Source organism: Micromonospora sp. URMC 103 (assembly GCF_051386435.1).
Classification (GTDB): domain Bacteria; phylum Actinomycetota; class Actinomycetes; order Mycobacteriales; family Micromonosporaceae; genus Micromonospora.
The window spans coordinates 1,642,936-1,666,292 of the sequence record NZ_JBPQTR010000004.1; the positions used below are offsets into that span (position 1 = coordinate 1,642,936).

At 72.6% G+C, this 23,357-nt stretch carries 17 protein-coding genes; 13 read left to right on the forward strand and 4 right to left on the reverse strand.

Annotated elements, in window-relative coordinates:
• The first annotated feature begins 218 nt into the window (after positions 1-218).
• The 6 genes from ACSNOA_RS11255 to ACSNOA_RS11280 all read left to right on the forward strand — a co-directional run bounded on the left by ACSNOA_RS11255 (position 219) and on the right by ACSNOA_RS11280 (position 10,273).
• On the forward strand, positions 219-3,470 hold the full coding sequence (locus ACSNOA_RS11255) for a DUF2961 domain-containing protein (RefSeq protein WP_436657901.1): 3,252 nt from the start codon (positions 219-221) through the stop codon (positions 3,468-3,470).
• An 81-nt stretch (positions 3,471-3,551) separates the two neighbouring features.
• Positions 3,552-5,120: a sugar ABC transporter ATP-binding protein gene (locus ACSNOA_RS11260; RefSeq protein ID WP_436657902.1), complete on the forward strand. Its 1,569-nt coding sequence runs from the start codon at positions 3,552-3,554 to the stop codon at positions 5,118-5,120.
• Complete coding sequence (locus tag ACSNOA_RS11265; RefSeq protein WP_436657903.1) at positions 5,117-6,181, forward strand: ABC transporter permease; 1,065 nt, start codon at positions 5,117-5,119, stop codon at positions 6,179-6,181. The genes ACSNOA_RS11260 and ACSNOA_RS11265 overlap by 4 nt, the downstream gene beginning before the upstream one ends.
• Positions 6,182-6,204: 23 nt before the next feature.
• On the forward strand, positions 6,205-7,212 hold the full coding sequence (locus tag ACSNOA_RS11270; RefSeq protein ID WP_436657904.1) for a substrate-binding domain-containing protein: 1,008 nt from the start codon (positions 6,205-6,207) through the stop codon (positions 7,210-7,212).
• Positions 7,213-7,314: 102 nt separating this feature from the next.
• Positions 7,315-9,021, forward strand: a complete 1,707-nt coding sequence (locus tag ACSNOA_RS11275) for a family 43 glycosylhydrolase (RefSeq protein WP_436657905.1) — start codon at positions 7,315-7,317, stop codon at positions 9,019-9,021.
• A gap of 157 nt (positions 9,022-9,178) precedes the next feature.
• Entirely contained in the window at positions 9,179-10,273 is a 1,095-nt protein-coding gene (locus ACSNOA_RS11280) for a hypothetical protein (protein ID WP_436657906.1), read from the forward strand.
• Between the two features lie 32 nt (positions 10,274-10,305).
• On the opposite strand, the gene ACSNOA_RS11285 is transcribed toward ACSNOA_RS11280, so the two are convergent.
• The gene (locus tag ACSNOA_RS11285) at positions 10,306-11,070 is read right to left on the reverse strand and encodes an SDR family NAD(P)-dependent oxidoreductase (RefSeq protein WP_436657907.1); all 765 of its coding nucleotides are present in this window, start codon (positions 11,068-11,070) and stop codon (positions 10,306-10,308) included.
• A 276-nt stretch (positions 11,071-11,346) separates the two neighbouring features.
• Between ACSNOA_RS11285 and ACSNOA_RS11290 the strand changes: the two genes are divergently transcribed.
• Positions 11,347-12,507, forward strand: coding sequence for a low temperature requirement protein A (locus ACSNOA_RS11290; RefSeq protein WP_436657908.1), 1,161 nt, complete (start codon positions 11,347-11,349; stop codon positions 12,505-12,507).
• A gap of 13 nt (positions 12,508-12,520) precedes the next feature.
• Here the strand turns inward: ACSNOA_RS11290 and ACSNOA_RS11295 are convergent, their stop codons facing one another.
• Positions 12,521-13,159 carry a TetR/AcrR family transcriptional regulator gene (locus ACSNOA_RS11295; RefSeq protein ID WP_436657909.1) on the reverse strand — a complete coding sequence of 213 codons (639 nt, stop codon included), beginning with the start codon at positions 13,157-13,159 and terminating at the stop codon, positions 12,521-12,523.
• 114 nt (positions 13,160-13,273) lie between these two features.
• On the opposite strand from ACSNOA_RS11295, the gene ACSNOA_RS11300 reads away from it, so the two are divergent.
• Both ACSNOA_RS11300 and ACSNOA_RS11305 read left to right on the forward strand, forming a co-directional pair.
• Positions 13,274-13,729, forward strand: coding sequence for a MarR family winged helix-turn-helix transcriptional regulator (locus tag ACSNOA_RS11300; protein ID WP_436657910.1), 456 nt, complete (start codon positions 13,274-13,276; stop codon positions 13,727-13,729).
• The gene (locus ACSNOA_RS11305) at positions 13,726-15,381 is read left to right on the forward strand and encodes an MDR family MFS transporter (RefSeq protein WP_436657911.1); all 1,656 of its coding nucleotides are present in this window, start codon (positions 13,726-13,728) and stop codon (positions 15,379-15,381) included. Before ACSNOA_RS11300 ends, ACSNOA_RS11305 begins: the two co-directional genes overlap by 4 nt.
• A 170-nt stretch (positions 15,382-15,551) precedes the next feature.
• Here ACSNOA_RS11305 and ACSNOA_RS11310 read toward each other — a convergent pair whose 3' ends face one another.
• Positions 15,552-16,868: a low temperature requirement protein A gene (locus ACSNOA_RS11310; RefSeq protein ID WP_436657912.1), complete on the reverse strand. Its 1,317-nt coding sequence runs from the start codon at positions 16,866-16,868 to the stop codon at positions 15,552-15,554.
• Between the two features lie 192 nt (positions 16,869-17,060).
• Between ACSNOA_RS11310 and ACSNOA_RS11315 the strand changes: the two genes are divergently transcribed.
• From ACSNOA_RS11315 to ACSNOA_RS11330, 4 genes are all read left to right on the forward strand, one after another.
• Positions 17,061-17,477, forward strand: a complete 417-nt coding sequence (locus tag ACSNOA_RS11315; RefSeq protein ID WP_436657913.1) for a GntR family transcriptional regulator — start codon at positions 17,061-17,063, stop codon at positions 17,475-17,477.
• A 10-nt stretch (positions 17,478-17,487) separates the two neighbouring features.
• Positions 17,488-18,378 carry an ABC transporter ATP-binding protein gene (locus ACSNOA_RS11320; protein ID WP_436657914.1) on the forward strand — a complete coding sequence of 297 codons (891 nt, stop codon included), beginning with the start codon at positions 17,488-17,490 and terminating at the stop codon, positions 18,376-18,378.
• Complete coding sequence (locus ACSNOA_RS11325; RefSeq protein WP_436657915.1) at positions 18,375-19,361, forward strand: transporter; 987 nt, start codon at positions 18,375-18,377, stop codon at positions 19,359-19,361. Before ACSNOA_RS11320 ends, ACSNOA_RS11325 begins: the two co-directional genes overlap by 4 nt.
• 224 nt (positions 19,362-19,585) lie before the next feature.
• Positions 19,586-20,779 carry a low temperature requirement protein A gene (locus ACSNOA_RS11330; protein ID WP_436657916.1) on the forward strand — a complete coding sequence of 398 codons (1,194 nt, stop codon included), beginning with the start codon at positions 19,586-19,588 and terminating at the stop codon, positions 20,777-20,779.
• 59 nt (positions 20,780-20,838) lie between these two features.
• On the opposite strand, the gene ACSNOA_RS11335 is transcribed toward ACSNOA_RS11330, so the two are convergent.
• Positions 20,839-23,157, reverse strand: a complete 2,319-nt coding sequence (locus ACSNOA_RS11335; protein WP_436657917.1) for a M64 family metallopeptidase — start codon at positions 23,155-23,157, stop codon at positions 20,839-20,841.
• Positions 23,158-23,357 lie beyond the last annotated feature (200 nt).

A 23,357-nucleotide genomic window follows, 5' to 3' on the forward strand; every position in this document is an offset into this window, starting at 1 on the left:
TGTGCGAACGGAGAAATCGTTTGCTCAGTTCTGATCGAGGACCATAGGAGCGCGATGGAGGGCTGTCAACGCCGGTATGCCGCCTACCTCGTCGTCGACAGTCGAGGATTGACCGCCGCGCGACGGCTGCCTACGCTGATCGCTACTGCAGCGAGAAATCGATTCCTTGCTCGCCGCACCTCACGACCCGCCCCACCCACCGATGTGGAAGGCGTTTCATGACACCCACCACCCGTGCACCACGCACCTCGCCCCGGCGGCTGCTCCGTGCCGCCGCCGCGGCGACGCTCATCGCCGGCTCCGCCGTCGTCGGTCTCGCCGGACCGGCCGCGGCCTCGACCGGCCCGACCACGAACGGCCCGGTCGGCTGGGACGTCTACCGCCGGCTCGACCGGCTGCCGGAGCTCACCGACGGATCCCGCGCCTACCAGTTCTCCAGCTTCGACCGCAGCGGCGGCAACGACGACGGCTTCTCGGGGCAGTACTCGTGCCTGCGCACCGCCGCCGAGGGCTGCGTCATCGCCGAGGCGACCGGCGCCGGCGAGATCGACTCGATCTGGTTCACCCGCGACGAGGGCAACGTCTCCGCGACGGGCACCATCAAGGTCGTCCTCGACGGCAAGACCGTGCTCGACGCGAAGCTCCAGGACGTCGTCGACGGCAAGCTGGGCGCTCCCTTCGTCTACCCGGTCGTCGCCAACGCGGCCCAGAGCTCCGGTGGCGTCTACATCAAGGCGCCCATGACGTACCGCAGCTCGATGCGGGTCGTCACCGAGAAGAACCCGATCTTCTACCACGTCACCTACCGGAAGTTCACGACGGCCGACGGCGTCCGCACCTTCGACCCCTCCGACCGGGCCGAGGACGTCATCGCGAAGCTCAAGGCCGCGGGCACGGCCGACCCCAAGCCCGCCGAAGCGGGCGCCACGACGACCGAGCGGCCCTTCGCCGTTCCGGCCGGCGGCCGGGCGACCCTCGCCAGCGGCGTGGGCCCCGGCGCCGTCACCGCGCTCCAGCTGCGCATCCCGCAGCTCGTCGGCGCCCCCGAGCCGATCGCCGACGACGGCCGCGCCTACGGCGCCGGCGGTGGCAGCGAGTTCACCGTCGCCGTCGACCCGGCCAACACCGGCGTACGGCTCACCCGCCGGCTCGACCCGCACATCGGCAACCAGCGGGCGCGGGTCCTGGTCGACGGCGTAGCGGTCGCCGAGTGGCCGGCCAACGACGCGATCCCGTTCGGCACCTGGCTGGACCAGACCGTCGAGCTGCCGGCGAGCGCCACGGCCGGGAAGTCGAAGCTGACCATCCGCAACGAGTTCGTCTCGTCCGACCTCGACGTCAACGAGTTCACCTACTGGGTCGACAGCGTCGTCGCCGGCACCGCGAAGCGCACCGACACCGTCGACCTCGGACCGGCCCACACCGACGTCGAGGCCGCGCACGGCTACCGGATCACCGCGCAGAACTGGGAGGGCAGCAACACGATGTCCTACCCGGCCGACGCCGCGCGCAAGGCGGCCGTCGCCGCGTCCGACGCGGTGCTGCGTGAGACCCGGCTGCGCATCTCGTTCGACGGGAAGACCACGGTGGACGCGCCGCTCGGCGAGTTCTTCGGCACCGGCCTCGGGCTGCACTCCGTCCGGTCCCTCATGTTCGGCGTCGACCCGGCGACCGGGACGCTGTCGGCCTGGTGGCCGATGCCCTACCGGTCGCGCTGGTCCGTCGAGCTGCGCAACGCCTCCGACGTGGCCATCAAGCCGTCCGTGGCCACGGTGACCACGGCGCGGTCCGGCCGCTGGGCCGCGGCGCTGCGGCCGACCGGCGACACCGGCTACTTCCGCGCGACCGCCACCAGCGCGGACACCACCCCGGGCGCCGACCACCTCTTCCTCGACGTGGCGGCACGGGGCAAGTTCGTGGGGGTCACCCACACCATGGAGGGGCACATCCCCGCCGGCAACCAGCGCGACTACCTAGAGGGTGACGAGCGCGTCTACGTGGACGGTGCGCAGAGCCCGAGCATCCACGGCACCGGGACCGAGGACTTCTACGAGAGCGGTTGGTACTTCAACCACGGCACGTTCTCGGCGCCCGTGAACGGCAACCCGGCCCACGAGGTCGCCGACTACGGCTGCCAGTACGACTGCACGGGCGCGTACCGGCTCCTGCTCGCCGAGTCGGTGGCGTTCTCCACCGGGCTGCGGTTCGGCATCGAGCACGGCCCGGGCGACCAGGACCCGGCCCGGTACGGCTCCACCGCGTACTGGTACGGGCAGGACAACCTCGGCCAGCGGTGGACGGACACCGTCGACGTCGGCGACACCGCCAGCGAGTCGGCCCACGGGTACGCCTCCGGTGGCGATCGGACGGTGCTCACGTCGACGTTCGAGGGCGACGACGGCGCGCCCCGGCCCGTGACCGACGACGTCCGCGCCTCCACCAGCCCGATCCGGTTCCGGGTCGCGCTCGACAAGCAGAACGACGGTGCGGTGCTGCGCCGGGTCGGCGACCAGTCGGCCGCGTACCAGTCGGTGGCCGTCCAGGTCGATGGTCGGGACGCCGGCACCTGGACCCAGCCGCTGGCCAACACGACGCACCGCTGGCTCGACGACGAGTACCGGCTCCCGGCCGCGCTGACCCGGGGCAGGTCCGCGGTGACCGTGACCCTGACGCCCACCGCCGGCGCCCCGGCCTGGTCGGCGGCCCGGTACGCGGCGCTCAGCCTGGTCACGCCGTTCACCGACCACACGCGGCCGGGCGCCGTCAGCGGGCTCACCGCGACCAGCGGCACGACCAACGCCGTGGCGTTGACCTGGCAGCCGGCCCGCGACGACGTGTACGCCCCGAGCTACGAGGTGTTCGCCTCGCGCACGCCGGGCTTCACGCCTGGACCGGCCAACCGGGTGGGCACCACGACCCGGCCGAGCTTCCAGCACACCGGACTCGGCCTGCGGGAGACCTGGTACTACCGGGTGCGCGCCGTGGACGCGGCCGGCAACGCCGGGCCGTACTCGGCGATCGACTCGGCCAGCACCGGTGACACGCTGCGGCTCGAGGCCGAGTCGCTGCTGCCCGCGGTGAGCGGCGACGCGCCGGCCGACGTGCAGGGCGACTGCTGCGGCGTGCACTGGTCGCAGAGCGCGCAGCTGTGGTTCCACGCGAACGGGCCGAACCAGAGCGTCACCATCGGGTTCACGGTGCCCACCACCGGGACCTACGACCTGCGCCTCGTGCAGACGCTGGCCCGGGACTACGGCACCAACACGGTGGCGATCGACGGTGAGCGGATCGGGGACTCCTTCGACGCGTACCACTCGCCGGAGGTCGTCGTCAGCGAGCCGCTCGACTACGGCCAGCGGGAGCTGACGGCGGGGCGGCACACGCTCACGCTCACCGTGACCGGCAAGGCCGCCGAGTCGGTCGGCTACCTGGCCGGGCTCGACTACGTCGAGGCGCGGCTCGTCTCCTGACCGACCGGAGCCGCCGGGCCCGCACCGGGCCCGGCGGCTCCGGCCCGACCCCGACCCCGCAGACGACCCACGAGGTGTCGCATGACAGAACGCCCGCTGGTCCGGATGACCGGCATCGGCAAGCGGTTCGGCGGCGTGCACGCCTGCCGCGACATCGACCTCACCGTCACGGCCGGTGAGGTGCACGCGCTGCTCGGCGAGAACGGCGCCGGCAAGTCGACACTGATCAACATTCTCTCCGGCGTGATCACCGAGTACGACGGCACCATCGAGGTCGAGGGCCAGCCGGTGAGCTTCGGCGGCCCGGCCGACGCGCAGCGCGCCGGGATCGCCACGATCCACCAGGAGCTGGACCTGGTGGCCGGGCTCTCCATCGCGGAGAACATGTTCCTCGGGCGCGAGCCGCGCACCCGGCTGGGCACCGTCGACATCCGGCGGATGCGCCGCCAGGCCGCGGAGCATCTGCGCACGCTCGGCGCCGACCTCGACCCCCGCCGACTCGTCGGGTCGCTCCGCGTCGGTGAGCAGCAACTGGTGGAGATCGGCCGGGCGCTGTCGCTGGACGCGCGGGTGCTCATCATGGACGAGCCCACCGCGGCGCTGGCGGACGCGGAGGTCGAACGCCTCTTCGCGACGATCGCCGAGCTGCGCCGCGCCGGCGTGGGCATCGTCTACATCTCGCACCGGATGGCCGAGATCGAGGTCGTGGCGGACCGGGTCACCGTGCTGCGCAACGGTGGCGTGGCGGGCAGCGTCGACCCGAAGACCGCCAGCCGCGACGAGATCATCCGGCTGATGGTGGGCCGCTCGGTTGACGCGCTGTTCGGTGAGGGCCGCAACGAGCCCGGCGACGTGCTGCTCGACGTCCGCGGGCTGGCCGTGACGCCCCGCCGGCCGACGCCCGGACGGACCGAGCCGGCCGGTGTGGACCTCACGGTGCGCGCCGGCGAGATCGTGGGGCTCGCCGGGCTGATGGGCGCCGGTCGCACCGAACTCCTCGAGACGCTGTTCGGCGCGGGCGGCTCGGGCCACCGCGACGGCGAGGTGACGATCGACGGACGCCCGTACCGCCCGCACGGCCCACGCTCGGCCCTCGCGCGCGGGGTGGCGTTCGTCCCCGAGGACCGGCGCGGCGCGGGACTGATGCTGGAGCACTCGGTGGCCGACAACGTCGTGCTCTCCGCGCTGTCGTCACTGACGACGCTCGGCCTGGTCCGCCGGCAGGCGCTCAAGCGGACGGTGGCCGCGCAGCTCACCGCCCTGGCCGTGAAGGCCGCGTCGCCCGCGGTCGCCACCGCCACGCTCTCCGGCGGCAACCAGCAGAAGGTCGTGTTCGCCAAGCAGTTGCTGACGCGACCGCGACTGCTGCTGCTCGACGAGCCGACCCGGGGCGTCGACATCGGGGCCAAGGCGGAGATCTACCGGCTGCTGCACCAGCTCGCCGACACCGGCATGGCGATCCTGCTCGCCTCGTCCGAGCTGCCCGAGCTGCTCAGCCTCTGTGACCGGGTGGTCGTCCTGCACCGCGGTCGCACCGTGGCCGCGCTGCCCCGCGCGTCCGCCAGCCAGCAAGCGATCCTCGCCGCGGCCAACGGGGACCAGCCGGTGACCGGCGTCCTCGACGGCCTCGACGCCAAGGAGGCCCGATGAACTCGCCCAACCCCACCGCCGTCGCCGAGGCGCCGCCCGAGACACCGCCCCGCCGCCGGCCTCTCCGGCTCCCGCGGGACCGGCACGCGCTCGTCGACAGCTTCTTCCGGTTCCAGAGCCTGTTCGGCCTGGTCGCCGTCTTCGTCATCGCGATCGCCGTGTCGCCCGTCCGCAACGGAGAGAACGTCTTCCTCAGCTCCGGGAACCTGGCGAACATCGTCCGGGCCGTCTCGGAGATCGGCATCATCGCGGTCGGGATGACGTTCGTCATCCTGATCGGCGGGATCGACCTCTCGGTCGGCGCGGTGCTCGGGCTCGCGGCGGTCGGGTCGGCCACCCTCATGGTCGACAGTGGCCTCGGCATCCTGCCGGCGGTCCTCATCGTGCTCCTCATCGGCACCGCCTTCGGGGCCACCCAGGGCGCGATCGTGGCGCGGCTCGGCATCCAGTCCTTCATCGTCACCCTCGCCGGCCTGCAGGCGGCCCGGGGCATCGCCCGGATGTGGTCCGGCGGCCTCGGCATCCCCATCGCCTACGGTGACGGGCCGCAGGAGGCGCCGGAGGCGTTCTCCCTGCTCAGCGGGTCGATCAACGGGATCCTTCCGGTGCCGGCGGTGCTGTTCCTCGCGATCGGCGTCGGGGCGCTGCTGGTGCTGCGCTCCACCGCCTTCGCCCGGCACGTCTACGCCATCGGCGGCAACGAGAAGGCCGCGCGGCTCTCCGGCGTGCCCGTACGCCGCGTGCGGATCACCGTGTTCGCCATCTCCGGCCTGCTCGCCGCGCTGGCCGGGATCATCCACGCCGGGCAGCTCAACCAGGGCAGCCCGAACGACGGCGCCGGCTACGAGCTCGACGCTATCGCGGCCGTGGTCATCGGCGGGACGAGCCTCGCCGGTGGCAGCGGATCCATGGGCGGCACCATCGCCGGCGCGCTGCTGCTCGGGATCCTCAACAACATCCTCGCCCTCAACAACATCGACGCGAACGTGCAGCTGGTCGTCAAGGGCCTCGTCATCGTGGCCGCCGCCGCGCTGCAGAAGCTCCGCCCCCGCATCGCCTGACCCACCACCCAACGGAGGACACCATGCGTTACGCCCGAAGAGCCGTCACCATCCTGGCGCTGGCCGCACTCGCCACCACCTCGGCGTGCAGCGTCGAGAAGGACGACCCCGGCAGCGGCAGCGCCGACGCCTCGGCGAACTGCGGCACCGGCAAGGACTTCCTGATCGGCATGTCGCAGGCCAACAACGCCGAGCCGTACCGGCAGGTCATGAACGACGACGTGACCAACGCGGCGAAGAACGTGCCCGGCTTCAAGGTGGTCGTCTCGGACGCGGCCCAGGACAACAGCAAGCAGGTCGCCGACGTGGAGAACTTCCTCTCCCAGGGCATCAACCTGCTGATCATCTCGCCGAACGAGGCGAAGCCGCTGACCGCCGTCGTGAAGAAGGCGTACGACCAGGGGATCCCGGTCATCGTGCTGGACCGCAAGGTCGAGGGCGACGCGTACACGGCCTTCATCGGCGGTGACAACGTGGCGATCGGCAAGGCGGCGGGCGAGTACTACGCCAAGACGCTGCTGCCGCAGGGCGGCAAGGTCGTGGAGATCTCCGGCCTGCCCGGCTCGACCCCGGCCGCCGAGCGCGCCCAGGGCTTCCGCGAGGGCATCGCGAGCAACCCGAAGATCGAGATCGTGGCCAGCCAGACCGCCGAGTGGCTGCGGGAGAAGGGGCAGAGCGTCATGGACGCGATGCTCAAGGCGAACCCCGACATCGACGCCGTGTACTCGCACAACGACCCGATGGCCGAGGGCGCGTACCTCGCCGCGAAGGCGGCCGGCAAGGAGAGCGCCATCAAGTTCACCGGGATCGACGCGCTGCCGGTGCCGTCGGGCGGCATCAAGGCGGTCGAGCAGGGCCGCCTCCAGGCGACGTTCCAGTACCCGACCGGCGGGCGTGAGGCCATCGACATGGCCAAGAAGATCCTCGTCGACTGCTCGAAGGACGTCCCGAAGACGACCACGCTCGGCACCCTCCAGATCACCAAGGAGAACGCGGCCGAGGCCTACACCACGCTCGGCGGCAAGCAGTAGCGACCGCGGCGCGGGTCCGCCGCCGGCGGTACGACGGCGGACCCGCACCGGCCGCGCACGTCCGGGATACCCCCACGCCACCCGTGAAGCACTGGAGGAACCATGCCCCGCTCACCGTCCCGCGTCGGCCGGCTCTCCGCGCTGCTCGCCCTCGCCCTGGGGTTGGTCGTGGCCCCGGCGCCGGCGCGGGCCGCCGACACCGCCACCGCTGACACCGCCACCGTCGACAACCAGGCGTACGAGAACCGGTCCGTGCAGGTGACGGCCGGCGAGTTCGTGAACGTGTACGACCCCAGCGTCGGCGAGAACGAGCGCTGGTACTACAACGACCACACCCTCGTGCGCGACCGCCGGACGGGCCTGTGGCACGTCTTCGCGATCACCCACGCCGAGCCGGCCAACCCGCTGGACGAGAAGGTCTTCGGCCACGCCACGGCCCCCTCGCCGCGCGGCCCCTGGACGAAGCAGCCGTTCGCGCTGGAGGCCGACCCGAGCGCGGGGGAGACCCACATCTGGGCGCCGTACGTGCTGTTCAACGGCGGCACCTACTACATGTTCTACGCCGGCGGCACCGCCGACCACGAGGCGTACCGCATGCACCTCGCCACGTCGAAGGACCTGACGACCTGGACCCGCCACCCGGGCAACCCGCTGTTCACCGACGGGTTCGACGGGCGGGACCCGATGGTGACCCGGGTGGGCGACCAGTGGGTCATGTACTACACGGCCAACAGCACCCCCGCCGGCGGCCACCACATCGTCGCGTACCGCACCAGCCGCGACCTCGTGCACTGGAGTGACCGGCGGACGGCCTTCGAGCACCCGGCCACCGGGACCTTCGGCGGGCCGACCGAGTCGCCGTTCGTGGTGCGCCACGACGGTTCGTGGTACCTCTTCGTCTGCTGCGAGAGCGGCTACCAGGACACCCGCGTGTACCGCAGCTCCGACCCGTTCCACTTCTCCGTCGACCAGTTGGCCGGCCAGATCGACGCGCACGCCGCCGAGGTGGTCAAGGACGACTCGGGCGACGGCCGGTGGTACGTCACGGGCGCCGGCTGGGGCCAGGGCGGCCTCTGGCTGGCGCCGCTGAACTGGCGTACGCCGGTGGTCACGAAGGGACGCATCGTCACCACGCCCTACTACCGGGCCGTCGTGCAGACCGCGCCCGCCGCGCGCCTCGTCTCCTACGAGGTGGACCCCGCCGGCGGTGGGCAGTACCGGCCGGTGACGGACTCGTCGTTCCGGTCCACGGCGCCCTACCTCGCGGTCGGGACCTTCGGGCCCACCGACCTCGCGGGCGCCGCGGGGAACGTGACCGTGTCGGCCGACGGCACGGACGTGAACCTCACCGGCATCCCGCTCGGCGACGAGCCGGTCAGCGTCGACTGGCGCTTCCGGTTCGCGGCGACCACGGTGGACCTCGGCTTCGTCTGGCACGTGACCGGCCCGACGAGCGCGCCGGTCTGGGAGGCCGCCTGGAACCTGGACTCGACCCTGCCCCGGCTCGCGGACCCGGCCGGCGCCGACCGCGACGGTGACGCGGCGGGCTTCACCCCGTGGGTGCTCGCCACGGACGACACGACCACGCTGGTGGCCGCGTACCGGGCTGGCTCGGCGTGGAGCGAGGACAACCGGTGGTTCAACCGGCCGAGCGGCTCGATCGCGTGGCAGCCGCTGTGGCAGCCGGGCGGGAGGGCGCTGCCGGTGGGCGACCTGGCGGGTGGCACCTGGCGGATCGGCGCGAGCGGCGCGCCGGCAGACACGGGGTTCGCCGCGGCCCTGGCCGCCTCGCTCAACGGCGCGGCCTGAGGGTCGAGACCGGACCACCGACCGCGTGCCGGCCACCCGACGGGGTGGCCGGCACGCGGCGTGTCGGACCCGTCCGCGGGTGGCGTCGTCAAGCCGACGACCCCGCGCCGGCCTGTTCCCTCCCGCGGCGTGCGGCGGCGGTGCGAGGATGGCGGCGATGCGAGGTCAGGAGATCAGAAGACGGCGGGCGGCGGTGTGGGCCCTGGCCGTCCTCGCCGCCGCGCTGGCACCGGGCCCGGCGGCGGCGGAACCCGTGGCCACCCCGGCCCCGGGGGAGCCGGTGTGCGAGGTACGGGACGGCCGGTTGACCGAGATCTCCGGGATGGCCGCGACGGACGACGGTTTCGTGATGGTCAACGACGGCGCGGACGACGAGGCCGCCCGCCGGATCTTCTTCCTGGACCGGGCCTGCACCGTGGTGCGGGCGGTGCCCTTTCCGTCCCGGCCGCGCGACACCGAGGACCTGGCGGTCGGCGCCGACGGGACCGTGTGGGTGGGGGACACCGGCGACAACGACCGCACCCGGCAGACGGTCGCGCTGTGGCGGCTGTCGCCCGGCGCCGACCGGCCCGTGCTGCACCGTCTGGCGTACCCGGACGGCGCGCACGACGCCGAGGCCCTTCTCGTGACCGGTGACGGCCGGCCGGTCATCGTGACGAAATCGTCGAGGATCCTGTACGCCCCGGCCACCGCGTTGCGGCCCGGCGCGACGGTGCCGCTGGTGAAGGTGGGCCAGGTGCGGCTGCCGGCGTCCACGACCAGCAACCCGTTCGGCCTTGTCGGACGTGCCGTCGTCACGGGCGCGGCCACCGCGCCGGGTGGGGACCGGGTGGTGCTGCGCACGTACGCCGACGCCTTCGAGTTCGACGTCGCGGGCGGGGACGTGGTCGCTGCGCTGACCCGCGGCACGCCCCGGATCGTCCCGCTGCCGGACGAGCCGCAGGGCGAGTCGGTCACGTACAGCCGGGACGGACGTAGCCTGCTCACGGTCTCCGAGACCGCCGGCCGCCCACCGGGCACGAGGCCCACGGTCCTGCGCTACCCGCTGCCGGAGGCCGTCGCGTCGGCCGCGCCGGCGGGGGCGCTTCCCTCCGGTGCCACCGCTGCGCCCGTGGCCCCCAGGGCGGGCGGCCAGTCGCGCGGCACCCTCGCCGTCGTGGCGGCCGCCGGCGCGCTGGGCGTGTTACTCCTGGTCGGCGGCCTGGTGGCGGCGCGGCGTACGCGGTCCCGCCGCGCGGGTCCCGGGACGTAGCGGCTTCCACGTCCCGGTCACCGCGCCGGCCGTCAGTTCACGCTCTGCCCGCCGTCCACCATCACCGACTGCCCGGTGACGAAGGAGGCCCGGTCCGACAGGAGGAAGAGCGCCACCTCGGCGACCTCCTCCGGCTCCCCGATCCGGCCGAGCGGGATCCGCTCGCCGTGCGGGTGGTGCTCGGCTCCCTCGTCGGTCGTCGAGATGCCGCCCTCGGTGAGCGGGGTCCGGATGACGGTCGGGTTCACGGTGTTGACCCGGATGCCGTCGGGGCCCAGCTCCACGGCGGCGGCCCGCGCCAGCGCGGCCACGCCACCCTTGCTGGCGCTGTAGATCGAGATGCCCCACGTGCCCAGCTCGGCGAAGACCGAACCGTTGAACACGATCGAGCCGCCGCCGCCCTGCCGCTTCATCTGCGCGGCCTCCGCCTGGAGGTAGAAGAAGACACCCTTGAGGTTGCCGTCCACGAGATGGTCCCAGTCCTTCTCGCCCAGCTCGGTCAGCGGACCGACGGCCGCCGTGCCGGCGTTGTTGAACGCCACGTCGAGCCGGCCGAACCGGTCGACGACCTGCCGCACGACGTCGGCCGCGCCCTCGAAGTGCGTGGCGTCGGCCCTGATGAACAGCGCCTCCCCACCGGCCTCGGCGATCTCCTGGGCCACCGCGCGGCCCGCGTCATCGCGTCGCCCGGTGAAGGCCACCTTGGCGCCCTCCCGCGCGAACAGGAGGGCGCTGACCCGGCCGATACCGGAGGTGCCCCCGGTGACCAGCGCGACCTTACCGTCCAGCAATCCCATGGTTCGCTCCATTTCGAAGTCTCGTTTCCGCCGTCGGCGGCATGGTGCTGGCTCGTCGCCGCCCCGCACCGCCGCGTCGCCCGATCGGCGACGGTCGGTACAACCGGGACCGGTGGAGGCCGATTTCGCAGCGGCCATCGGGAAGCCGGATGGCGGCCATAGCCCGCGGTGATGGCGCGCCGCGACGGCGTGGCGCGTGCGCGGGCAGGTGTCGGCCCCGAGGGTGACTCGGGCAAAGGGGATGGGCGACGCATACCGCCCGGCTAGGCTGATCCGGTGGAACGGCAGGGCCGCGCCGGCTCGCGGGTCGACGGCTCCGCGGCCGGGCGTCGGTCGAGCTGGCTCGAACTCTTCTTCGACCTGGTGTTCGTTGTCGCCGTCTTCCAGCTCGGCGGGTTCCTCAACGAGCACCCGACGGTCCACGGCGTGCTGGTCTTCGCCGGGCTGCTGACCACCGTCTGGTGGCTGTGGTTCAGCTTCTCCTACTTCGCGGACCTCTTCGACGACGACCGTCCGCCGAGCCGGTTGGTCCAGCTGGTCGCGATGCTGGGCGTGCTGGCTCTCGCCGCGTCATTGGACGGCGGGGTGACCGACGACTCGGTGCGGTTCGGGTTGCTGTACGGGTTGCTGCTCGTCCTGCTCGCCGGCATGTACGGGCTCGTCGGGTGGCGGCAACCCGCGACGCGGGACTTCTGCCGGTGGAACGCCGCCGGGTTCCTGCTCGGCGCCGCCGGCTGGTTCGCCTCCCTGGCCACCCCCGCACCGACCCGGTACGCGCTCTGGGGCCTGGCGCTCGCCGTCAACGCCGCGGTGGCCGGGCCGCTGGCGTACGCCCGGGTGCGGCGGTTGCCGATCCAGCAGTCGCACATGCCGGAGCGGTTCGGCCTGTTCACCATCGTGGTGCTCGGCGAGGCGGTGCTCGCGGTCGCCAACGGCATCGGGGAGACGGGCTGGCGACCTCCGGCCGTCGCGGTCGGCGTCGGCGGGTTCGTGATCGCCTGCGGCATCTGGTGGGTCTACTTCACGTCGACCTTCGACCCGGAGGCGGGCAACCGCGCGGTGCGCGCCGGCCGGGCGCTGATCGTGCGCAGCTACCTCTACGCGTACGGGCACCTGCTCGTGTACGGGGCGATCGTGGCCTCGGGGGTCGCCGTCGAGGTGGCCGCGCGGGAGGCGGTGCACGGCGGCGGGGGAGTGGCCGGGCCGCTGCTGGGCGGAAGCCAGCTGGTGCTGGTGCTGGGGTGTGTGGTCGTCTACCGCGGGTTCGACGTCCGGGTCGGCCGGCGGGTCGCCCTCGCCCAGGCCGGGCTGGTGCTGGCCGCCCTCCTGATCGGCCTGGTCGGCCTGCCGCCGCTGGCCGTGGTGCTGCTCGTCGCCCTGGCGTGGGTGACGCTGGCCGTCATCGAGTGGAGCGCGCCGCCGGTCTGGCGGCGCTGATCATGCAGGGCGCTCAGGCCGCCCCGGCCTGCGGGGTGTCGGAGGCCGCGAGATCCCCGGGTCGGGTCGCCGCGGGGGCGGCCGCGGCGAGCGCCTTGCGTACGGCGTCGAGTATCGGATGCTCGGGATGCTCGATCCACTCCTGCACGGCCACCCGCACGGTGGTGAGGAAGGTCGCCGCCAGGACCCGGGACCGCAGCACCACGTCGCGGCCGCCCAGCCGGCGGGCCAGCTCGGTGGCCACCTCCCGCTCGATCGTGGCGTACGCCGCCACCTGGTGCGCGGCCAGGCCCGGGTGGCCCCGCAGCTGCCGTCGCTGGGTGAGCCACTCCGCGTCGGCGTCGAGGTAGCTCTCCTCGGTGAGGCGCAGCGCGGCCCGGGTCAGCACGGTCCAGGGCTGCTCGTCGATCGGCTGTTCCCGGATCAGCTCCAGCATCCGGCGCAACCGCATGGTGTCGCCGTGGAAGATCGCCTCCTCCTTGCTGGAGAAGTAGTTCGAGAACGTCCGCCGGGAGACGTTCGCCGCGTCGGCGATGGCCTCGACGGTCACCCGGTCGAGCCCCTGGTCGATGGCGAGCCGGAGGGCGGCCTCGTGCAGCGCGAGGCGGGTGGCCGCCTTCTTGCGCTCGCGCAGCCCAGGGGTCTCGTCCATGCTTTTCACCGTACGTGACGCAGTTCTCAAGGGGCAAACTTGCCTGATGGGCAAGATTTGTAGATGCTTGCATGAGGCAACCATCTGGATCCGGGGGGAAGTGTGGGCAAAGACGTGGGCGACCTCGTTCTCCGGCTGCACGATTTCCTCCGCGGTATCCGGTTGGTGAAGCAGCGCCGGGCCGAGGAGCGGCCTGCGGTTCCGGTCGGACTTGTGGGCATCCTCACGCAGATCGACCGGCTCACCGACGGTTGTCACGCGCGGGAGCTGGCGCTACACACCCGGCTGGATCCCTCGACGGTCAGCCGTGCCGTGGCCGCCCTGGTCACCGACGGCCTGGTCGAGAGGCGCCCCGACCCGGCCGACAAGCGGGCGCACGTCCTCGCGCTCACCCCCGACGGCCGGAGGACCCTCACCGAAGCCCAGGAGTGGTATGCCGGGCTCCTCGGTCGGGCGCTCGCCGGCTGGACCGCCGACGAGGTGGCCGCGCTCAGCGCCGGGCTGCGCCGATTCACCCGCGACATTGAGGTCGCCCTCGCACACCACGACACCATGGAGGCCGCGCGATGAGCGCACCCACCACAACGACCGGCGCCGAGCCGATGACGCACCGGCGGACGCTGGAGGCACTCAGCGGTCTGCTGCTGGTGCTCTTCGTCGCGATGCTGAGCAGCACGGTGGTCTCGACGGCTCTGCCGAAGATCATCGGTGCGCTGAACGGGTCGCAGACCCAGTACACCTGGGTGGTCACCGCGACGCTGCTGACCGCCACCGCCACCACCCCGATCTGGGGCAAGCTCGCCGACCTGTTCAGCAAGAAGCTCCTGATCCAGATCGCCATCGTGGTCTTCCTGCTGGGCTCGGTGGTCGCGGGCTTCTCGCAGAGCGCCGGGCAGCTCATCGCCGCCCGTGCCTTCCAGGGCATCGGCGTCGGCGGCCTGCAGGCCCTCGTCCAGGTGGCGATCGCCGCGATGATCCCGCCGCGGGAGCGGGGCCGCTACAACGGCTACCTCGGTGGCGTCATGGCCCTCGCCACGGTCGGCGGCCCGCTGCTCGGCGGTCTCATCGTCGACACCTCGTGGCTCGGCTGGCGCTGGTGCTTCTTCGTCGGGGTGCCCGTCGCCATCATCGCGCTGGTCCTGCTCCAGGCCACCCTGCGTCTGCCCACGGTCCGCCGGGACAACGTCAAGATCGACTATCTCGGCGCCTTCCTGATCGCCGCCGGCGTGAGCGTGCTGCTCATCTGGATCTCGTTCGTCGACAGCTCGTTCGCCTGGGTCTCCTGGCAGACCGCGGCCATGGTCGGCGGTTCGCTGGTCCTGTTGGCCCTTGCCGTCTGGGTCGAGAGGCGGGCCGCGGAGCCCGTCGTCCCGCTCCACATCGTCCGCGAGCACACCACCGCGCTCGCCATCCTCGGCAGCCTCGCGGTCGGCATGGCGATGTTCGGCGGTGCCGTCTTCCTCGGCCAGTACTTCCAGATCGGCCGCGGCTACAGCCCGACCGAGGCCGGCCTGCTCACCATCCCGATGATGGCCGGCGTGCTGCTCTCCTCGATCATCGCGGGCCGGCTCATCACCAAGACCGGACGGATCAAGCCGTACATCGTCGTCGGCTCGATCGTCCTCGTCGTCGGGTTCGCCCTGCTCGGGACCATCGACCACGAGACGTCGCTGGTCCTGGTCGGCGCGGCCATGCTCATCGTCGGCGTCGGTGTCGGTATGACCATGCAGAACCTGGTCCTCGCCGTGCAGAACACCGTGGCGCTCAAGGACATCGGCGCGGCCAGCTCCAGCGTCGCGTTCTTCCGGTCGCTCGGCGGCACCATCGGTGTGTCGGTGCTCGGCGCGGTCCTGGCTCGCCGGGTCACCGACCAGATCACCCACGACCTGGCCGCCGCCGGGGTCCCCGCCTCGGCGGGAAGCGGCAACAGCAACCTCAACATCACGGCGCTGCCCGAGGCCATCCAGCACATCGTCCGGGCCGCGTACGGCGACGCCACCGGGCACATCTTCCTCATCTCGGCGGCCATCGCCGTGGTGGGTGTCATCGCCGCCCTGCTGCTCAAGCCGGTCACGCTGCGGACCAGCCTCGACCTGCCGGACGCCGCCCGCTCGGCGGCCGTCGCCGCCGACGCGGTGGACGGCGCGCCGCCCTTCGACGAGGTGGACCTCGGCGGGACCACCGCCGGCGGGACGCCGGAGCGGGCGTCGACCGGGCGCTGACCGCCCCGACACCCGGGAAGGGCCGCCCCGCCGCACGGCGGGGCGGCCCTTCCCGTCCGCCCGTCCTTCCCGGCGTCCCCGCGCCCCGCCCGGTGATCAAGAGCTCTGCGTCATCCCGAAGCCGGATCCTGACGCAAACCTCTTGATCAACGGGGCCCGGGGCCGGCCGGTCACCGGTCGCCGTCGTGCCAGCGGGCGCGGAAGGCGGCCTCGTTCGCCTCGTGGGTGGTCTTCTCCTCGAGGATGGCCGCCCGCAGGGCGCGCCGGGAGTCCGCGAACACGACCGCCTCGACGGTCACGAGCGCGACGCAGATCGCGGTGAGCAGGGCGAGGGCGGCGAGCGCCGGCAGGTGCCCGGCGAGCGGCAGGCAGACGCCCAGGGCCACGAGCACGCCGACGCGCGTCCAGGTGACCGTGCGCAGGGCGCGCAGTTGGAACGCCAGGTCGGCGGCGAGGTAGAGCAGCACCCCACCGAAGAGCATGGGTACGGCGGGGCCGTGCGCCTGCTCGCTCGTCCCACCGGCCGGGTCGGTGATGGTCCGGACGACCTCCTCGGCCCCGATCGCGAAGAGGATCACGCCGGCGATCATCGGTAGGTACAGGTACGCGTAGGCGTCCCGGGCCAGCGCGATGCGAGGGCCGCCCTCGGCGGCGTGCAGGGCGATCCGCGCGGCCGGCCCCACGAAGTCGAAGTGCGCCCACCACAGGGCCGCCGTGAACACGATTCCGAGCATGGCGGCCGGGATCGCCTCCCAGGTGACCGGCTTGCCGATCAGGTTGCCGCCGACGCCGACGGAGATGACCGACTCGCCCAGCGCGATGATCAGGATGAGGTCGTAGCGTTCCGTCCAGTGCTCGGCCGACGGCAGTTCCCAGCCCCACGTGCCGCCGACCAGCCCGCTGCCGTACTGGATGACGGCGACCGAGATCCACAGACCGTCCCGGACCAGCGCGGCCGTACCCGGATCCTCGATGTGCTGGGGCACCAGCGCCGCGATCACCAGCAGGACGGTGGTGATCGCGATCTCCGGTACGAATTGGAGCATCCTGCGGCGGGCGTGCGGCCTTCCCCGGACGGCGTGCAGGTACAGCCCCAGGTGCACGACGCGGATCGCCACGTAGCTGGTCGCCACGAGCATGGGCCCCGCCACCCCGTGCCGTGGGTCGTCGAACGCCTGGGGCAGCGCCAGCGCGAAGGTGAACAGCGCCGCCATCCCCAGCACCATGGCGACCGGGACGAAGCCCTCGCCGAGCCGGACCCGGCTGGCCACCACGCTGTGCACCACCCAGCACCACCAGAGCACGGCCAGCACCAGCAGCGCGTGCAGCAGCTCGGTGCCGGTGACGTTCGCCGCGGTGGCCCGGGTGATGATGAAGAACGAGACGACGAAGACGAGGTCGAAGAAGAGTTCGAACTTGTCCGCCCGGGTGCCGGGCGCGATGGGTACGGCCGGCCCGAGCGTCCCCCGCCACCGGAAGCCGCCCACCGCACGAGTCTCGCAGCGCGGAATGCCACCGCGGGCCGATTCGGCGTTCGGTCCGGCGATCACCCCGGCCCGTCGGGGGCCACGCGACCAGCCCGTCACGCGACCCGCCGGCGGCACCTTGACAGCGGCCGGTTGCCGCGTTCATCCTCTCCTTGTCCTACTGGCGTAGGACAATAGAGAGGATCGTCTCGAGTGATCGAGTTTGTGCTGGACAGCCGGTCGAAGGTGAACACCTACATGCAGCTGGTGCAGCAGGTGAGGCAGGCGCTCCGGGTCGGCCTGCTGGTGCCCGGCGACCAGTTGCCGAAGGTCCGGGAGGTCGCGCAGTCGCTGGCGATCAACCCGAACACGGTGCTCAAGGCGTACCGCGAACTGGAGATCGAGGGATTGGTGGCGGGCCGACCCGGGGTCGGGACGTTCGTCGAGCGGACCCTGGCCGGCGCGTCCCTGCCCAATCAGGCCGAGCTGCGCGAGGACCTCGAGGCCTGGCTCGCCCGGGCGCGGGCGGCCGGGCTCACGCCCGAGGACGTCACGGCCCTGGTGGAGACCACCCTGCGGGCCGCACTCGCCGACGACACATCGCAGAGGGAGACCGCGCGAGCGGAATGAGAGGACGAAGATGGACGTGGTCCTGGAGGCCGACCGGTTAGGAAAGAGATACGGCAACACGTGGGCGTTGCGGGACTGCTCGCTGCGCCTGCCGGCCGGGCGGATCGCCGCGCTGGTCGGCCCGAACGGCGCCGGCAAGAGCACACTGCTGCACCTGGCCGTCGGCCTGCTCCGGCCCGACGCGGGGGCGGTCCGGGTGTTCGGCGAGTCACCGTACGACAACAGGGGCAGCCTCGCCGACATCGGCTTCGTGGCCCAGGACACTCCGCTGTACCGGGACTTCACGGCCGCGGAACTGGTGACCGCCGGTGGAAAGCTCAACCAGCGGTGGGACGCGGCGCTGGCCCGCAACCGGCTGGCCCAGCTGGGCATCCCGCCCGACCGGCCCGTCGGCAAACTGTCCGGCGGGCAGCGCGCCCAGGTGGCGCTCGCGCTCGCGCTGGCCAAGCGCCCACGGCTGCTGCTGCTCGACGAGCCGGTCGCGAGCCTGGACCCGCTCGCCCGGCGGGAGTTCCTCCAGTCGCTGATGGGCAGCGTCGCCGACGCCGGCACCACCGTCCTGCTCTCCTCGCACCTGCTCGCCGACCTGGAGCGGGTGTGCGACTACCTGATCGTGCTGAACGCCGCGCGGGTCCAGCTCGTCGGCGTGGCCGACGACATCGTGGCCGACCACCGGCAGATCGTCGGCCCGCGGCACGACGGCGGCCCGATCGGCGGTGTCGCGGCGGTGGTCCGGGCCAGCCACACCGACCGGCAGTCCACCCTGCTCGTCCGCACCGACGGGCCGATCACCGATCCGTCCTGGACGGTCCGGGAGGTGGCCCTGGAGGACCTCATCCTGGCCTACCTGGCCGACGGCGACACCACGACCAGTCACTCCGCGTGGGGGGTGCCGGCATGATCTGGATGGCCTGGCGGCAGCACCGGCGGCAGGTGCTGTTCACGCTCCTCGCCTTCGCGGCGCTCGCCGCCCTGATGGTCCCGATCGGGCTGGCGACGCGGCACTCCTTCGACCAGCTCGGGCTGCCGGACTGCGTACAGGCCCTGAGTCGCGCCGACGTGGCGCGGGAGACCGTGGACTCCTGCGAGCAGGGCTTCCGCCGGTTCACGAACCAGTACGGCGCCCTGAACTTCGTCGCCGTCCTGCTGCTCATCCTGCCGCTGCTCGTCGGCCTGTTCTGGGGCGCGCCGCTGGTGGCCCGCGAGGTGGAGCACGGCACCCACCGTTTCGTCTGGACCCAGGGCATCAGCCGGCGGCGGTGGGCGCTCGTGAAGGTCGGGCTCGTGGGCGCGATCGTGTTGGTCCTCGCGATCTGCTACGGGCTGGGCATGTCGTGGTGGGTCGACCCGCTCACCAAGGCCGCGCACGAGGGCCGGCTCGGCTTCATCATCTTCGACCTACAGGGCGTCGTGCCGATCGGCTACACCCTGTTCGCCGTGGCGCTCGGCATCTTCGCCGGCACCGTCTGGCGGCGCATGCTTCCCGCGATGGCCGTCACCCTCTTCGGGTACGTCGGCGTCCGCGCGGCCGTGGAGGTGCTGGCCCGGCCCCGCTATCTACCCGCCGAGACCCTCACGTTCCCGGTGGCGGGCTCGGAGTCGCACGAGGCCCGGGGTGACTGGATCCTCGCCAGCGGGGTGCGCGCCGCCGACGGGAGGCTGGTGGTGAGTGACGGCACGCTCATGTGCCCGCCGGCCGACCAGATGCCGCCGGGGAGAGTGTGTGGCGAGAAAATGGGGCTCGGGCCGGGCGCCTACAACTGGCAGCAGTACCACCCGGCCGACCGTTTCTGGCCCTTCCAGGCCATCGAGACGGGCATCTTCGTGGCCCTCGCCCTGCTCCTGGTCTACCTCGCCGTCCGCTGGATCCGTCGCATCGCGTAGCTCGGCCGCCGTGGAGGCGGCAGCCGCCGGATGCCGCCTCCACGTCCGGTGGCGACGTATCCGTCCATACGCATCTGGACGGGTATATCGTCATCTTTCGGGTGCCTCGAGCGCGCTGCGGAGGTGAGGGGACGTGGCTCAGTCGGCTTTCTTCGCCGAGCCCGTCGGGCGCCCGCCATGCTGATCGCTCCGACGGGGCCGTGTCACGCCGCCCCACGACGGGCATGCTGAAGCGTACGGAGGGCCGCTGGTTCGGTGTGGGCGCGGTCCCCCGTGAGGCGACCGTCCTCGAGCTGCTGTTCGACATCGTCTACGTGTTCGCGCTCGCGCGTCTCGCGGGCCGCGTCGCCGACGACCTCACCATCGTCCGGCACACCCTGCTGTCCGAGGCCGGCCAGACGCTGCTGTTCTTCATCGCGATGTGGATGATCTGGTCCCTCAACGCGTTGATGAGCAGCGTCTACGACCCGCGCAGCCCGAGCATCCAGGTCGCGCTGCTGGCCACGATGTTCGGGACGCTGGTGCTGGCGGTCTCGCTGCCGCAGGCGTTCGGCGAGCGCGGGGTCATCTTCGCCTGCACGTACGTCCTCATCCAGGTCGGTCGTCCGCTCTACCTGACGCTGGCGCTGCGCCCGCAGCCGGAGTGGCGGCAGCCGGCCCGCGTGCTGGCCTGGCACGTGGCGTCCGGCGTGCTCTGGCTCTGCGGCGCCGCCACCGCGGGCCTCGGGCGCGGAATCCTGTGGACCGCCGCCCTTGCCGTCGAGGTGCTCGGTAGTGCCCTGAGCTGGCCCGCCCCCCGCCTCGGACTCACCCGATCGGGGTACGCGCGCGTCAACTACGAGCACCTCGCCGAGCGCTACAACCAGTTCTTCATGATCGCCCTCGCCGAGGTGGTGCTCGAGACCGGCGCCGCCGTGAGCTTCCCGGGCTTCTCGCTCGAACGGACCGTCGTGCTGGTGGCCGCCTTCCTGGCCGTCGTGGCCTTCTGGCGGATGTACTTCTACCACGTCGGCCGCGGGCCCGCCCCGTCGCGCGCCCGGGGCGGCGCGCTGCGCCTGAACGAATGGTCGAGCTTCAGCCTGCTGCTCATCGTCGCCGGGGTCATCTGCACGGCGGTCGGCTACGGGCAGATCATCCGGCACATGAACCCGCCTGTCGACTGGGCCCTCGTGGTGGTGATCTTCGGTGGCCCGGCCCTGTTCCTCGTCGGCCGGGCCTATCTCGAGGGCCCCACCCCGCTCAACGGCCAGTGCCCGGCGCTCTACCTCGGGCTGCTCGCCCTGGGGGTGGTCGCGCCGGTGATGGTCGTCCTGCCGCCCATCGCGGCGGCCGTCGCCGTGGGGGTGATCCTGGCCGGCGCCGCCGGCATGGACTTTGTGATCCACCGGCAGGGCCCGGAGACCAACCCGCCGCTCTAGGCGACGGGGTCCGGCGGCGCGGCCCGGAGGTGTGCCTTTCCGGGCCGCGCCCACGGGAGTCAGAGACCCCGGCACTGCCCCGACGCGGCCCCGCGCACCGTGTTCCGAGCGCCGAGGTCGACAGGTGCCGGGCTGTTGCCCGCGCACTGCAGCACGGCCACGTCGTTGCCGGCGAGGATCGACGCGGTCGTGCCGGTGACACTGCCGTTGAGGGCCAACGCCCCGTGCACCCTGCTGCCCACCACGGTGACGTGGCCCGTGGTGCCCGTCAACGCGACCGCCCCCCGCACCTCGCTGCGCAGCAGCTCGACGGAGGCCGCGCCGACCGTCGCCAGCGCACCGGAGATCGTGGACCGTTCGACGACGAGGGCGGCACCGGGGCGTACCGTCACCCCGCCGGACACGGTCGCGTCGCGCAGGCACGTGACCCCGGAGGTCACCACGAGCGCCCCCTGGTGGCGGCCCGAGACGACGCTGGTGCACGCCGGCGGCGGTGGGATCAGCGTTGCGACGAACTCGCGGGCCGGCCCGATGTTGCCCACCGCGTCGATGCCCCGGTATTCCACCGTGTGCCGGCCGTAGCCGGGGGACCGCTGTGCGAACGGCGACACCGACAGGCCGCCGGAGCCGAGGTTGCCGTAGACGAGGCCGTCGACGTCGGTGCCGGTGGCGGTGAACAGGAAGGGCGCCTGCGCGTCGGTCGGCCAGCCGTAGTAGTTGTGCCAGCCGTCCCGGTCGACGCGGAACTCCGCGGTGACCTGCCCGGTGCCCTCGTCCGCGCCGGCGAGCTTCATGCCGAACGGGCCGTTGTACACGTACTCGGTGGGCCGGCCCGGTCGGGCGACGGTGAGCAGGGGCTCGGAGAGGTCGTAGTCCACCCGGGGCCGGGCCGCGTCGACCGTCCAGGTGCGGGACGCCGACTGGTGGGTCACCGGGTCGGTGACCGTGGCGGTGAGCCGGTGGCTGCCGCCGGTCAGCCCGAGCGGGCCGAGTTCCAGGGCGCCGTCGTGGCCCGGGTTGGCGACCGCCCGGCCGTCGACGGTCCAGCTCACCGCGGGCACCCGGTCGCTCGGGTGGGTCGTCTCCACGTACACCACGTCCTGCGCGCCGACCGGCCGGTCGGTGGCGGTGGACGCGGCGATCGCGAGCGGCGCCTCCGCCGGGGGAGTGGTCAGCGCCGTGTCGACCGTCCAGGTGCGGCGCTGCGTCAGCGCTGCCGATCCCCGCACCGCCGGGTCGCGGACGAACGGGGTCGGGTCGGTCACCGTGGCGGTGACGGTGTGCGTGCCGGGCGCGAGTCGCAACGCCCGCAGATCGAGGCTGCGCGCGTTGCCCGTGCCCGGCACGGTCGCGCCGTCGACCGACCAGGTGACCGCGAGCTCGTGGCTGACCGGGTGCAGCGTCTCCACCGACACGACCCGGTCGGCGCCGATCGGCCGGTCGGCCGGCGTGCCACCGGAGAGGATGTGGAGCTTCCCCGCGATCCGCTGCGTCATCCGCTCGCGCGCGACCTGGTCGAAGTAGAAGCCCAGCGACTTCATCATCGAGTGCCGACTGGGCCGCCACACACCCTTCTGCAGGTACATGCCGCCCTCGTAGCGGCCGATGGTGCCGCCGGACTCGCTTGGCTCACCCAGCCAGCGCCACCACTTGGCCCGGGTGTCGCGCATCTGCTGCTCGGTCAGGAGGGTGTGGTGCACCGACGACGGCTCGGGACCCTCGTACGTGTCACCGGCGACGCCGCGGGCGTAGTAGTCGTACTCGTCCTGCAGGCCGCCGAGGGAGTGCCCGATCTCGTGCGGGCCGATGAGCGCGGACAGCGCGTTGCCGCCGGACGCGGTGGCGTTGGTGCCGCCCGCCCCGCCGTACGTGCCGCTGTTGGCCAGGGCGATGAGCTGCCGGTTGCCCGGGTTGGTGCCGGTGGCGAGGTCGGCGTACGCGTTCGCCGTGGCGCCGTCCACCGCCAGCAGGCGCTGGACGCTGCCGGGGTTGCAACCACCCCAGAAGCCCATGTCGAGCACGGTGTCGCGCTGCGGGTCGGACAGGCCGGGGTCGCAGTCGACACCCGACTCGGCCGAGACGATCTCGACGGCGTAGACGTTGAAGTAGCTGCGGTACGACTTGAACGGCTCGATGGTCCACAGCGTGTTGAGGTGCTTGTCCACGTGCGCGCGGAAGGTGGGCAGGTCGGCCTCGGTGTAGCCGTCGCCGAGCACCACCAGGTTGAAGCGTTCCGCCGGGTCACCGGTCACCTGGATCGGCACCACGGTCGCACTGCCCACCGCCGCACCGCCCACCGCCGCGACGGCCGCCGGCTGCGCGGCCACGAGGCCCGCCGCCACCATCGCGGCGACGCACAACCCTGCTCTGATCTTCACCCGCACGCCCTCTCCCGGAAACGGCCGTAGCACCACGGTCGCGGCCCGCATCGGCCGTGATCGTGGTCATACGGACCGTACAAGGGTTCGGCCGATGGCAGAACCCTTCGAGCGTCGGCGATGGACCGGCCCACCGGTCGCGGGCCGGGCTGCCGTGCGATTCGTACGCGGCGGCGGCGACCGACGCCGGCGACGTTCGG